The organism is Intrasporangium sp. DVR (genome assembly GCF_040365325.1).
GTDB lineage: Bacteria > Actinomycetota > Actinomycetes > Actinomycetales > Dermatophilaceae > Intrasporangium.
In genome coordinates, this window is sequence record NZ_BAABZW010000009.1 from 1 (window position 1) to 13,812 (window position 13,812).

Genomic DNA, 13,812 nt, shown 5'->3' on the forward strand with positions numbered 1-13,812 from the left:
ATAACCGATGTCATGCCGACGTCGGCATGACATCGGCCGGGCCCTCAGGTCGCTCTTGCTCATCCGGAACGACGCCTCGACGTGCCACAGGTCGTGATAGCTCGCGATCACCTCTCCGGCGGGCATCACCTCGGCAGGGATGTTGGTGACGTAGCCCTTGAGCCCGGCCACGCGCCGCGCCCTCGCGAGGGACGCCTCGTCCAACGTCTGGGTCCCACTCTTGGTGGTGACGAATCGTGGGGTGCGGGCGGCCTTCTCCCCGGCGACGACGGCCTTGGCCCGGTTCTCCTGCAGGGTGAGGGTCTTGCCGTCCCGGACGGCGCGTTTACGGGAGTAGGCCCACACCGCCCGCCAAGACTTCGCGTGTACGGCCGGGTCCCACACCGGCTCAACCTTCTTGTTCGAGTCGTTGATCGCAGTCGCTGCCCTGGTTGCCACCCGTGGGGTGATGGTGTCGATGACCTGTCCGTCGGTGAACGCGTCCCCGTGCCAGCGGAAGTGGGAGGCCAGGTCGGCCGGTGCCTTGGTGACGCGGGAGCCGACGATGAACCGCAGCCCGGCCTCGTCCAGGTCCTTGAGGTTGCCGGCCGACAGCATCCCGGCGTCGGCGACCACGACCATGTCCGACAGGCCGTGGCGGGCCTGGAACTGGCGGATGACCGGGATCATCGTGGACGTCTCTGCCTTGTTGCCCTCCCAGCAGCCGATCTCGAGCGGGAAGCCTCGCCGGTCCACGAGCAGCCCGACGATGATCTGCGGGTCGACCCGGCGCTCCTTCGAGTAGCCGACCTTGCGCAGCTCGTCCTCCTGCTCGGCCTCGAAGTACAGCGTGGTCACGTCGTACAGGCACAGCGACACATCCCCGCTGGCCGCGGCGTGGGTGAAGCAGGCGGTCGCGATCTGGTCGCGGTAGCCGCCCGTCGCGGCCCGCTGCAGCGACCGGAACACCGTGCGCAGCGACGCATGGGCCACGCCGATCTCGTCGAGGACCCGAAGCGAGTCGGCCTTGGACGTCGGCTCGATGATCCGCGCCAGCACCAACTGCGCGAACGCCGCATCGTCCACCGCGTCGAACCCGAGCCGGGCGTACACGCTGGCCAGCACATGCCACAGCAGTGCCGAGCGCTTCCCGGTGATCACCCCGGCCCGGCCCTGCGCCGGCACGCCGGGCAGATCCAGATCGAGCGACTCCTGGCCCGGTCGCAGTCGCCGCTTGGCCTCGGCCATCAGCACCGCGAGCTCCGCCTCACCATGCGCGGTGCCGACGTGCTCCAGAACGACATCGCGGCCGGCTCGGCGCTCCGCGATCTGGACCTTCGTGCTGCCCGACCGGCCAGGCGACTTCCGCACGAACACCACAACCCCGACCCTACCGACCGGCGGGGTGTGTCCTTTCCCTCCCGCTCAAGTCGCTGACCAGCACAAACGCCGACCCCACCCGCGATGGGCCGTCAAATGGCACGAGTCAGGACACACGCCGACGCCACTCCTGGTGCGGCTACCGCAGCCCGATCGCCTACGAGGCCTTCACCGCCGCTACGCTCCCGTCAGCGGCGTAATCCCACCCCGTGTCCAAGAACCGGGGGCAAGGCCCAACTCAGCGTGGGGCACCGACACGCAGAACCCCAGGGCTCGCATCGAATGGGGATATTCGACCCACCGAGTGATTGCCTGGTAGATCCGCCGGACCCGTTCGTGATCTCCCGTGTAGAGGCTCGAAAGCGCTCCGATGGCGTAGTCGCCAGAGTGCCAAGCCACGTCCCTTAGATCAGTTCCGTCGTCGACGCCGACATACTCGAACGGCGCCAGCAACTGGTCGTCGACCGCCTCCCAGAGCCGCAACTCCGTGGTGTAGCGACCACCGAACAGGTCGCTGATGTCTCTGCCGTCGGTACGCTCTGGTGTTGCCGTCAGTCCAACCAGGTCGCGCGGCCTAAAATGCGCGATCACCGATTCCCAGGACTCGGCTGCCGAGTGGTGTGCCTCATCGACGTACATCACTTCGTATGCCAACGGGTCGACATCAGTCAACCTGTTGTGCAGGGTCTGCACCATAGCGAACACATGGGCTTCGCTGGTGAGGCGACCGGAGGACCCGCGAAGTAGCTCCCCGAACGCCGGGTCCTGGAGAACTTGGCGGAATGTCTCACGGGCCTGCTCAAGGATCTGTTCCCGATGAGCCACGAAGAGCAGCTTGGGACGGGGGGCGCCGGGCTCACACAGCCGCGCGTAGTCAAGGGCCGCGATCACTGTCTTGCCGGTGCCAGTCGCGGCGACGAGAAGGTGGCGATGCTCATCGAACTCCGTCCGCCTCGTCGCCAGCGTGTCGAGGACACGTTGTTGATGCGGTCGCGCTCGTATCCGGAGCAGTTCGTACGCCGCTTGCAGCTGGTCGTTCAGCCTGCCGATCTCTCGACGTGCACGCCTGCCGAAGCCCGCAGCGGCGTAGCCCTTGGCTTCGTCCAGCGCGGCGTCCAATCGGTCGCGATCGTCCAGCCCGTAACGCTCATAGACGGGCGTGTTCCAGTAGGTGTCAAATACTTGCTGGATGCGGCTGAAGACCGCGGGGGCATCGGCTCGAGCGAGTCGAACGTTCCATTCCAGTCCTGTGTAGAGGGCCGCCTCGGACAAGTTCGATGATCCGATGAAAGCTGTATCGAGTTCGCCGGGGCGCCGGAAGAGCCACGCCTTGGCATGCAGCTTGGTGACCATTCCCTGGTAGTTGACTCGGACCTCAGCGCCCAAGTCGATGAGGTCATCGAGTGCTTTGCCGCTCGTCGATCCAAGGTACGTCGAGGTGATCACCCGGATACGGCCACCTCGATCAACGAGCGCCCGAAGGTCATCGCGCAGCGCTTCGATTCCCTTGTAACCCACGAAGGCGCAGATCAGATCGACCTCATCAGCGCATCGAAGCTCTTGTTGCAGGACCGATCCGAGGGACGGCTCGCCAGCACCATTGACCATGAGCTCACTCGTGCTCAGTGGGATGGATGGGTGCTCTGGTAAGGCAGCGGCGGCCAGACCGGATTCTCTGCGAATACCGCGCAAGACCTGAACTGGCGTGACCACCCGGTCGATAGCGAATTCTGTGCCGAGTGCATCGATCGCGGAGTTCACGAGTCCTGCGCTTGAGGACACGTCGTCCTCAGTAGTGGGCGCCCGTAGTCGCCTCGCAACGCGCAGGAGATGCTTTCCCAGCCGCTCGACCGCCTCGCTTCTGTCGAGCCGCGTGACGTCGACCCGATCGCTGGCTAGGAGCTCCAGCGCACCGGTCAATTCGGCAGTGATGAGCTCGTCGCGAAGGCCCGGCGGCAGTTGGTCACCACTATTCACGCGTCATCCTCCCCGAGTTCCAACTGATCGGAAGCTTAGGGCCGGACGGCTTGAGTGTGCGCAATACGACGGACGCGAACGTCGCGAACCGGAACCACCCTCGACGGCAGCTCCTCGGCGCCCTAGTCGGACGGAAGTGCCGGGTCAGTGGCGGCCCTTGCGCCCTCGACTGCTCGCGTCCTCGGGAGCGTCAGCCGAGCTGAGAGCGCACCGCGGCGATCGCTCCGGACACCTGTTGGTACCCATCGGTCGTGATGTCGCCCGAGGATGAGAGCCGGTCGACGTAGCTGTCGAGGTCGGACAGTCTGCGGCTGAGCTGGACGGAACTGCGGTCCACCCATCTGGCCACCTCGTCGGCGAGCTGGACGAGGTCCTTGCCGGCCGCGGCCGTGACGTCCCCGGCACTCACCGCGTTCCGAACCGTGGCGCGCAAGGAGCTCACCGCCTCGGTGAGGGTGCGCGGAGCGGTGGCAGCGGAGGAGGCCGTCGTCGCCGGCTCTGACGCACCCGATCTGGTTGTGGTCCGCGTGCTCGTCGTGCTCGTCGGTGTCCTGGTCGTCGTGGTGGACGTGCCGCTCGTTTCGGTTGCCGCGGGTGTCGTCGGGGAGGCCGAGGAAGCGCCCCCGCTCGTGCTGGGGTTGGCGGTGGCCGGGGCCGTCGTGCCCGGCGCCGCAACCGGTCCCTCCGTGTCGTCCCCGCCCAACGACAGGAAGAGGATCACGAGGACGAGGGCGACGGCTGCCAGGCTGCCCGTCACCCACGACCAGGGGATCGAGCTGACGCCGAGGACGCCGGCGACGCCGCGCTCCTCCGAGTCGTCCTCCTCGGCACCGAGGGCGGCGATCACCCGGGTCGGTTCGGCGTCGTCCCCCAGCCCGTCCCCCAGCCCGTCCCCCAGCCCGTCCCCCAGCCCGCCCCCCAGCTCAGCAGCGGCCCCCGGCTCAGCAGCGGCCCCCACCCCAGCGGGCAGCCCCACCGCAGCGGCTGCGCCCAGGACGGGCAGAGCCGCCACCACACCTCGATCGGCCAGATCGGCGGCGATCCGTCCGAGCCGGCTGACGACCTCGTCAGCGGACACCGGGCGGCGGGTCGGTGAGTATGCGAGGAGGTCATGGACGAGGCCGTTGAGCGCCGGGTCGACGTCTGGCTTGCCGTCCGACGGCCACGGGGCGCCGGTGCGCGCGGCTGTCGGCTCGGACCCGTCCGGCCCGGTCGCGACGACTGTCGCGGGTGCCGGAGGTCTCCCGCTCAGCAGGGTCATCATGAGGCAGCCGAGCGCGTAGAGGTCGCTGCGCGCGTCAGCCTCGTCCCCGGCGACCTGCTCGGGTGCGAGATAGGGCGAGACAACGGGCGACGGCGGCTCGTCCGCGGTCGCCGCACCACCGCCGAAGCCGCCGACCTGCACCACCCCCCGCTCCGGCGAAGCCACCACCACACCCGGCTCGAGAGAGCCGTGCACCACGCCGGCCCGGTGCGCCGCCGCGAGCGCTGCGGCGACGCGGCCTGCCGCGGCGATCGTCGCGCCATCGGTCATCCCGCCGTGCTCGTCGACGAGGGTGGCCAGGCCCAGACCATCAAGGGGTGCGTCGCTGAACTCGGCCGCCCAGGTGGACCCGTCCTCGCCGGAGCGCACCGTGACGAACTCACCGGGTTGCAGGTGGTCCTCCATGCCGTCCCCTTCAGACGAGCCGCCGGACCGTTCGGCGGAACGCGGCAAGGCTACACAGGCCGCGACCCACCCGGAGAGGGGCCGCGGCCGTTCAGCCGGGGCCCGAGTTTGAGCGACGGGGCGTGATCCTCTACGGTGACCCAAGTAATTAACTGTTCAACTACTGACTGGGAAGCCACCGTGACCTCTCTCCTCAAGCCCCTCCCCGCCCGCGATGCCGTCCTGCTGATCGCCCGCGTCGCCCTCGGCGCGATCTTCGTGGCCCACGGCTGGCAGAAGTTCACCGAGTGGGGCCTCGACGGCACCGGCGCGGCCTTCGAGCAGATGGGTGTCCCGCTGCCGGGCGTCGCGGCGACCCTGGCTGCCGTCATCGAGCTGATCGGCGGCCTCGCCCTCATCCTCGGCGCGCTCACCACCGCCGTCAGCCTGCTCCTCGCCCTCGACATGGTCGGTGCGGCCGTCCTGGTCCACGTGGCCAACGGCGTCTTCGTCACGGACAACGGCTGGGAGCTCGTCGCCGCGCTCGGCGCCGGAGCGCTCCTGCTCGCAGCGGCCGGCGCCGGCGCATACAGCGTCGACCGACTGCTCACGCCCCGCGCGCAGGTGCGCGTCGACGAGCGGGAGAAGGCCCTCGTCCACTGACCAGGCCAAGCCAGCTCAGCGGCATACGGCAGCCGTATGCCGCTGGGCTCGCCCGGGTGCCCCGAGCGGGCTCACGCCGGGCCACCGTCTCCGACGCTAGAGTCGGGAGACTCACCCGGTGAAGGAGTCGACCATGACGCACGGCACCTCGCTCGCATGAGTGCGCAACCGGTGTGGCCGGAGCTGCCCGTGGCGAGCTGGCAGCCGACCCGAGACACCCTGACCCTGTGGCTCCAGGTCATCGGCAAGATCCGCATCGCCCGCACCCCGCTGCTCAACCACTGGTGGAACGCTCCGCTCTACGTCACCTCGCGTGGCCTGACGACCTCGCCCATGCCGGGGGATGCGGGACGGAGCTTTTCCATCGATCTCGACCTGCTCGACCACCACCTCGACATCACCACCACGCGGGGCGAGCACCGACGCCTGACGCTCGAGCCGAGGACGGTCAAGGACTTCTACACCGAGCTCAACGGCCTCCTCGGGGAGCTGGGGCTCGGCACCGAGATCTGGCCGGTGCCCGTCGAGCTCCCGGAGGCCATTCCGTTCGACCAGGACACCACGCACGGCGCCTACGACGCCGAGGCGGTGACCGCCTTCTGGCGGACCCTCGTCGAGGTGCAGCGGGTCTTCGAGGTGTTCCGGGCGCGGTTCGTCGGCAAGGCCAGCCAGGTCCACCTGTTCTGGGGGGCGCTCGACCTGGCCACGACGCGCTTCTCCGGAAACGAGGCCCCACCGCACCCGGGCGGCATGCCCAACTGCGGTCCTCACGTCATGCACGAGGCGTACTCCCACGAGGTGAGCAGCGCGGGCTACTGGCCCGGCGCTGAGGGTGAGGGCATCTTCTACTCGTACGCCTACCCCGAGCCCGACGGCTACCGGGGACGTCCCGCCGGCCCGGCCGGCGCCCGGTTCGACACCGGCCTGGGCGAGTTCGTCCTCCCCTACACCGACGTGCGGACCGCTCGCGACCCGGACGCCGTGCTGCTCGACTTCCTGCAACGCACCTACGAAGCCGCGGCGGTCACCGCCCGCTGGGACCGCGGAGCTCTCGAGCGGCCGGCAGTGGCGACGTCGCGAACTTGACCTGCGTCAAGGACGGCCCGGCCTGCCCGTGGTGCACTCGGCGTGATGGCGGGACCCGCCCGCCGGAGACCGAGCTCACCACGTGAGCCGACCCGAGGAGGTCACCATGACATCGACCACCACCCACGACATCACCCCGATGCAGCGCGACGAAGCCGCCGCCGCCGCCATCCGGCGCCACCACGAGCATCTCGTCACCGAGCTCGGGCAGCTCGTCGAGGCGCTGCGCACGCCCGACGGAGCCGATGAGGGAGCCGATGACGGGGCCACCGCCAAGGCGCAGCTCGTGACCTGGGCCCGCACCGCCCTCGCCCCCCACGCGGCGGGCGAGGAGACGACGTTCTACCGGTCCGCCGCCGAGCTCGAGGCCGGCCGCCTCCTCATCGCCGGCATGGTCGCCGAGCACCAGGTCATCCTCGGCATCGTCGCCGCCATCGACGCGAGCACGGAGCCGGCCGCGACCGCCGCATGGGCGGAGGCACTGCTTCGCGTCTTCACGAGCCACGCGGCCAAGGAGAACGACCTCGTCCTCCCGCTGCTCGTGTCCGACCCGAGCACCAACCTCGCCGAGCTCCTTGAGCAGATGCACCACGACGCGCACTAGTCACGGCTCGAGCACACCCGCGGGCCCGGGCCGCGCCGTCGCCTCGCCCCGGGTCGCCTCGAGCTCGGCGATGAGGGTCTGGGCGTCGTACGGCCCCACGTGCCGGCGCTCGCCGACGAAGAAGGTCGGCGTGCCGCGGGCGCCGCTGGCCTCGGCGCTGACCACGTCCGAGCGGATGCGTTCTTCGTGCACCCCCTCGTCGATCTCGCGGATGAAGCGCTCGACGTCGAGTCCGAGGTCACCGGCGTAGCCGGCGAGGTCCTCGATCTCGAGGGCGTCCTGGTGCTCGAAGAGCAGGTCGTGCATCTCCCAGAACCGGCCCTGGGCCGCGGCTGCCTCGACGGCCGCGGCCGCGAGCTCGGCGTGCGGGTGCACGTCGGGCAGGGGCAGGTGCCGGACGACGTAGCGCAGGTCCTCCCCGAAGTGGGCCCGCACCTCCTTGATGACGCCGGTCGCGCGGCCGCAGAAGGGGCACTCGAAGTCGGCGTACTCGAGCAGCGTGACCGGCGCCGACACGGGACCGCGGATGTGGTCGTGCTCGGGGTCGACCGGGCGGTCCAGCACCATCGGCAGCCCAGCGGTCGTCTCGCCGCGCAGCACGGCGGCGAGCTTGAACACCAGCCACCCGAGCGCCGTCGCGAGGACGAGCGAGAGCAGGACGCCGACCGTCGCCTCGTCCTGGAGTTCGGGCCCGAAGGCGAGCCCGACGATGAGCAGCGACACCGTGAAGCCGATGCCCGAGAGCGCGGCGCCGCCGAGCACCTGTCCGGGGCCGAGGCACTGCGGGAGCGGGCCGACGCCGAGCCTCGCGCCGAGCAGGGCCGCTCCCCCGATGCCGACAAACTTGCCCACGACCAGCCCGAGCACGATGCCCCACGTCACCGGCGACCGGAGCGCCTCGGCGAGCACCCCACCCCGAAGGTCCACGCCGGCGTTGGCGAGCGCGAAGACGGGCACGACGACATACGCGGTCCACGGGTGGAGGACGAGCTGCATCCGCTCGTTGACCGGCACGGCACGCACCAGGGCCGCCTGGGCCGACCGACCGACATCGGCGAGCGGCGACTGCCGGAACGCGTGGAACTGCCGGGCGGCCTGCTCGACCTCGTGCCGCCGGGGCGCGTAGGCCGGGACGAGCAGGCCGGCCACCATTCCCGCCACGGAGGCGTGCAGCCCCGACTGCACCGTGGCGAACCACAGGGTGAGGATGGTGAGGGCGTACGGCCACGTCCGCCACACACCGAGGCGTCCGAGCAGGGCGAGCACCGACACGGCGACTGCAGCCAGGGCGAGTGCGAGCAGGTCGATGTCCTCCGAGTACACCGCGCCGATGACCGACACGGCGACGATGTCGTCGACGACGGTCAAGGTCAGCAGGAAGACGCGCAGCTGGGTGGAGGTCGTCGGTCCGACGAGCGCGAGGGTGCCCAGGAGGAAGGCGGTGTCGGTGCCGATGACGATGCCCCACCCGTTGGCGGCCTCACCGGACGAGTTGACGAGCAGGTAGAGCAGCGCCGGCACGACCATCCCGCCCAGCCCGGCGAGGAGGGGCAGGCGCAGCCGGCGCCGGTCGGTGAGCTCGCCGACGGACAGGTCCCGCCGCACCTCGAGGCCGATGACGAGGAAGAACACCGCCATGAGCCCGTCGTTGATCCAGTGGTGCAGGTCCATCGCGAGGCCCCGGCCGCCGACGTCGACGGCGAGCCGGGTCTCCCAGAGGTGGACGTAGGCGTCGGACCACGGGGAGTTGGCCCAGGCGAGGGCGAGGACCGTGGCGATGACGAGCAGCGTCGCCCCACCCGACTCGGTCGCGAGGTAGCGTCGCAGCGGTGCGGAGAGCTGGGCACCGAGCAGCCGCCGGTGAGTCTGTCCGGTCGTCGAGGCCACGTGCTGATCCTGCCGTGTCGCGCCACCGGAAAGCACCGGCTCGTCGTGCTGACTTCCGAGCCGACCCGGGAAGCTGTCGTATGCCGCTGAGCCGGCCCAGCGGCATACGACACCTCGGGTGGGTGGCTAGGTGACGTCCGCCTGCCGCTCACCGACGTCGAGCGCGGCGTCGAGCAGCTCCACGAGGTGGAGGACGCGCCCCTTCGAACCGCGGCGCTTGAGGCCGTTGATCATCTGCCGCTGGCACGGCATGTTGACGACGATGAGGTAGTCGAGGTCGGCCGCCTCGATCTCGTCGAGGTGGACATCGAGGACCCGTTGGGAGTCCTCGGGGCGCAGCAGCGAGTAGGTGCCCGCAGCACCGCAGCACGCCCCGGCGGACGGCAGCTCGACGTAGTCGGCGACGCGGCCGATCAGCTCCCGCGGCTGCGCCGTGACGTGGAGACCGTTGCGCAGGTGACAGGAGTCCTGCAGGCCGGCTCGGACCGGCCGCCCGTCGACCGTCACCCGGCCGAGCGGGGGCAGGCGCTCAGGATGCTCTCCCCAGAACTGGAGGAGGAACTCGGACAGCTCCCGCACCCGGTCGCGCCCCAGCACGTTGGCGACGTGGGCGCCGCAGCCACCGGCGGTGGTGAGGATGACTCCGGGCATGACCCGCCCCAGGTCCTCCGCCATGGAGTGAGCGGTCGTGGAGTCGCCGTTGTGCGCGTGGAGGGCGCCGCAGCAGCCCTGCCCGGAGGGCACGTCGACGACGCCGGGAAGCAGCCGCAGGACCGCCCGGGACAGCTGTGGGAACATCGCCCGCTCCGCGCAGCCGAGCATGAGGTGCGCCTGCACGTCGGCACGCGCCGGACCGGTCGGCTTCGCCGCGCCGCGCACCCGTCCCGCCGCCTCCAGCAGGGGCTTGGCCCGCATCCCGGCTCGCAGGGCCAGGGCCACGGGCGGGACGTGCCGCCCCCGCCACTGGTGGTCACGCCACTGCTCGAGGAGCGCGCCGTAATGGACCCCTGCGGGGCAGACCGTCTCGCACGCCCGGCAGCCGAGGCAGAACGAGGCCTGCTCCTGCAGCGTCGGGTCGTCCTCGTCGAGCCGACCCGTCTCGAGGGCCCGCATGAGCGTGATCCGGCCGCGGGGGCTGGAGCGCTCGTCCTGCGTCATGGCATAGGTCGGACAGGCCGGCAGGCAGAACCCGCACGAGATGCAGGCCGCGAGCAGGTCCTTGTCGAAGATGCCACGCTCCGTCATGAGCCCAGCTTCCCGGGGTTGAGGATGCCGGCCGGGTCGAAGGCGGCCTTGATCCGCTGGAGCAGCGCCATCTGCACGGGGCCGAGGCGGGCCGCGAGCCAGGGACGCTTGGCCGCGCCGACACCGTGCTCGCCGGTGATCGTGCCACCCAGGGCCATGGCGGCGTGGAAGATCTCGTCGAAGGCCGCCTCCGCACGGTGACGGGCATCGCCGTCGTCGGGGTCGAACACGATCGTGGGATGGAGGTTCCCGTCGCCCGCATGGCCGAACGTCGCGCACGTGACGGAGTGCCGGGAGGCGATGGCATCGATCGTCTCCACCATCTCAGCGAGGCGGGGTCGGGGGACGGTGACGTCCTCGAGCATGGTGATCGGCGCGAGCCGGGCCAGTGCGGGCAGGGAGCATCGGCGCGCGGTCAGGAGGGCCTCGGACCCGGCGATGTCCTGGGCGAGGGTCACGCCGCGGGCCCCGACGTCGGTGCACACGTCGGCCATGCGTTGCAGCGACGAGGCCACCATCTCGGGACCACCGTCGTCGCCGAAGAGCAGCAGTGCCCCGGCCTGCCGGTCGAGGCCGAGCTGGGCGTAGTCCTCGACGGCGTTGACGCACCGGTTGTCGAGGAACTCGAGGGTTGCCGGCAGGGTGCCCTCGGCGATGATCCGGGCGACGGCGCGACCGGCGTCGGAGAGGTGGTCGAAGTAGGCCAGGCCGGTCATCGCGGTCGCTGGCATGGGCAGCAGGCCGACGGTGATCTCGGTGATGACGGCCAGGGTTCCCTCGGAGCCCGTGAGCAGCCGCGTGAGGTCGTAGCCCGCGACGTCCTTCCAGAGCCGGCCACCGGTGCGCATGACCTCGCCGGTGGGGAGGACGACCTCGAGGCCGAGCACGTAGTTGCGGGTCACGCCGTACTTGAGGCCCCGCAGGCCCCCGGCGCACATCGCGACGTTGCCCGCCACGGTGGAGACGGTGCGGCTGCCGGGGTCGGGCGCGTAGAGCAGACCCTTGGCGGCGGCCGCGTCGGCGAGCGTCGCGGTCGTCGTCCCGGCCTGGACCACGGCGAGCAGCTCGCCCTCACTGACCTCGAGCACCCGGTTCATCCGCGTCAGGACGAGCACGATGCCGCCGTGCTCCGGAATCGTGGCCGCCGCGAGGTTCGAGCCCGCTCCTCGGGGCGTGACCGGGATGCCCCGCCGGGAGGCGAGCGCGAGGATCGCGCTCACCTCCTCGGTGGTGCCCGGCATGACCACGGCGTCCGGCCGGGCCCGGAAGAGGGGCGTGGCGTCGCGGGAGAAGGGTTCGACGTCCCCGTCGAGGCTCAGCACGTGCGTTGCACCGACGATGCCACGCAGCTCGGTCAGGACGTCCTCCGGCAGTCCGGGGCCGGAGCCCCGGAGGCGCGGGGTGGTGCCTTGGGTGCTCATGGCAACATCCAACCGAGAATCGGCGTCGACTGGAGGAATACGAGGACACAGAGGAAGAGGAGCAGTCCGACGCTCCACGGCAGGACCCGCCGCAGGATGGCCGACTCCTGCCCGTCCAGGCCGGCCGAGCTGGCCGCGATGGTGAGGTTCTGCGGGCTGATCATCTTGCCCACGACGCCACCGGTGGTGTTGGCGGAGACGAGCAGGCTCTCGTTGATCCCGGCGTGGGACCCGGCCGTCGCCTGGAGCTTGGCGAACAGGGCGTTGGCACTGGTGTCGGAGCCGGTCACCGCGGTGCCGATCCAGCCGAGGACGGGCGAGAGGAAAGCGAAGAAGGCGCCGGTGCCGGCGATCCACGTGCCGATGGAGATCGTCTGACCCGAGAAGTTCATGACGTATGCGAGGGCGAGGACGCTCGCGACGGTGAGGATGGCCCATCGCAGCTTGACGACGACTTCGGTGAAGTCGCGCACGGCCTGCTGGGCGCTGATCCGATAGACGATCGCCACGATGACCCCGGCCAGGAGCAGCATCGTTCCGGGGCTGGAGAGCCACTGGAACGTGTAGACGGTCGAGGAGATCGGCTTTCCGGCCGCGCTGATGACGTGCCCGTCGAGGCCGGGCCAGGCGATCTTCTGGTCCGTGCCCGCGAGGAAGCTCTTGACGGCGGGCACCAGCTTGGTGACGGAGAAGACGGCGATGACGAGCAGGTACGGGAACAGGCCCATCCAGATCCGTGCCGTCGGGAGTCGCTTGGGGGTGAGGCTGTCGGTCACGTCACCGGATCCTCCGGCGCGGCCGGGGCGGGTCATGGTCGTCGCACGTGCGGACCCAGCAGACCCGGCAGACCCGGCAGACCCGGCCGACCCGGAGACGACGCGACCCGCGGCCACGGCGTCGGCGTGCTCGAGCTCACGACCCGCCGCGAGGCGCTCGTGCGCCTCGTGGGCGCCGACGGGCGTCCACACACGCAGGAAGAGGACGGTGGCACCGAGCCCGGCGAGCGAGGCGACGATGTCGGTGAGCGCGACGGACAGGTAGTTGGAGGTGAGGAACTGGGCGATGCCGAAGGCCACTCCCGTCACGAGCGCTGCCGGCCAGACCTCACGGAGGCCGCGCCTGCCGTCGACGACGAGCAGGAGCAGGAGTGGGACGACGACGGCGAGCAGCGGCGCCTGGCGACCGACGATGGCCCCGATCTCGGACTCGGGGATGCCCGTCAGGGTGGCAGCGGTCGTGATCGGGATGGCGATGGCGCCGAAGGCGACCGGAGCGGTGTTGGCGAGCAGGACGGTGCCTGCTGCCCGGAGCGGAGCGACGCCGAGCGCGATCAGCATGGTGGCGGTGATGGCCACCGGGGCGCCGAAGCCGGCCAGGGCCTCGAGGAGCCCGCCGAAGCAGAAGGCGATGAGGACCGCCTGGATGCGGGGGTCCTCGCTGACCATGTTGAAGGTCGCGCGGAGGTCCTCGAACCGTCCGCTCGTCACGGTCAGCTGGTAGAGCCAGAGGGCCGCCAGGACGATCCACATGATCGGGAAGACGCCGAACACGCCGCCCTGGGTGGCCGAGAGGACGGCCAGCGAGGCGGGCATGCCGTAGCCGACGATCGCCACGAGGAGCGCGGTGCCGAGCCCGGCGAGGGCGGCCACGTAGGCCTGGGTCTTGATGACTCCGAGGAGGAGGAACACCACGACGAGGGGCAGCAGGCCGACCAGCGCCGAGAGCGCCAGGTTGCCGCCGATCGGTGCGAGGGACTGGGTGAAGTCGTCGGCCACGAGACCTGTGGCGATCGGGACTGTCGCGAGCATCAGGGGACTCCTTCTGCCGCCGTTGCTGGTGCGACGGCCGGCTTACGGCGCTGTAAGGGAAGGCTGTGGTGTTGCGATTCTGTGGTAGGACCACAGTAAGGTGAGGCCACCGTA

10 protein-coding genes are annotated in these 13,812 nt (G+C 70.4%); 3 read left to right on the forward strand and 7 right to left on the reverse strand.

Translation table 11 applies throughout. The features are described from left to right. From ABWV20_RS08375 to ABWV20_RS08385, 3 genes are all read right to left on the reverse strand, one after another. The coding region (locus ABWV20_RS08375; RefSeq protein ID WP_353354516.1) for an IS1634 family transposase at positions 1-1,359 on the reverse strand (1,359 nt) is incomplete at its 3' end. 177 nt (positions 1,360-1,536) lie between these two features. Beyond that, entirely contained in the window at positions 1,537-3,336 is a 1,800-nt protein-coding gene (locus ABWV20_RS08380) for a DEAD/DEAH box helicase (RefSeq protein ID WP_353354518.1), read from the reverse strand. Between the two features lie 190 nt (positions 3,337-3,526). Beyond that, positions 3,527-5,005: a protein kinase domain-containing protein gene (locus ABWV20_RS08385; protein ID WP_353354520.1), complete on the reverse strand. Its 1,479-nt coding sequence runs from the start codon at positions 5,003-5,005 to the stop codon at positions 3,527-3,529. A 180-nt stretch (positions 5,006-5,185) separates the two neighbouring features. Between ABWV20_RS08385 and ABWV20_RS08390 the strand changes: the two genes are divergently transcribed. The 3 genes from ABWV20_RS08390 (at position 5,186) to ABWV20_RS08400 (ending at position 7,337) form a co-directional block, all read left to right on the forward strand. After that, entirely contained in the window at positions 5,186-5,647 is a 462-nt protein-coding gene (locus tag ABWV20_RS08390) for a DoxX family protein (protein ID WP_353354522.1), read from the forward strand. A 156-nt stretch (positions 5,648-5,803) separates the two neighbouring features. After that, entirely contained in the window at positions 5,804-6,733 is a 930-nt protein-coding gene (locus ABWV20_RS08395; RefSeq protein ID WP_353354524.1) for a DUF5996 family protein, read from the forward strand. A gap of 106 nt (positions 6,734-6,839) precedes the next feature. Further along, a complete protein-coding gene (locus ABWV20_RS08400; RefSeq protein ID WP_353354526.1) occupies positions 6,840-7,337 on the forward strand; it encodes a hemerythrin domain-containing protein in 498 nt (165 codons plus the stop codon). Here ABWV20_RS08400 and nhaA read toward each other — a convergent pair whose 3' ends face one another. The 4 genes from nhaA to ABWV20_RS08420 all read right to left on the reverse strand — a co-directional run bounded on the left by nhaA (position 7,338) and on the right by ABWV20_RS08420 (position 13,698). Beyond that, positions 7,338-9,224, reverse strand: a complete 1,887-nt coding sequence (gene nhaA, locus ABWV20_RS08405) for a Na+/H+ antiporter NhaA (RefSeq protein WP_353354528.1) — start codon at positions 9,222-9,224, stop codon at positions 7,338-7,340. A 126-nt stretch (positions 9,225-9,350) separates the two neighbouring features. Then, a complete protein-coding gene (locus ABWV20_RS08410) occupies positions 9,351-10,469 on the reverse strand; it encodes a (Fe-S)-binding protein (protein WP_353354530.1) in 1,119 nt (372 codons plus the stop codon). After that, the gene (locus ABWV20_RS08415; RefSeq protein ID WP_353354532.1) at positions 10,466-11,890 is read right to left on the reverse strand and encodes an FAD-binding oxidoreductase; all 1,425 of its coding nucleotides are present in this window, start codon (positions 11,888-11,890) and stop codon (positions 10,466-10,468) included. Before ABWV20_RS08415 ends, ABWV20_RS08410 begins: the two co-directional genes overlap by 4 nt. Further along, positions 11,887-13,698: an L-lactate permease gene (locus ABWV20_RS08420; protein WP_353354534.1), complete on the reverse strand. Its 1,812-nt coding sequence runs from the start codon at positions 13,696-13,698 to the stop codon at positions 11,887-11,889. Before ABWV20_RS08420 ends, ABWV20_RS08415 begins: the two co-directional genes overlap by 4 nt. Positions 13,699-13,812: the final 114 nt, after the last annotated feature.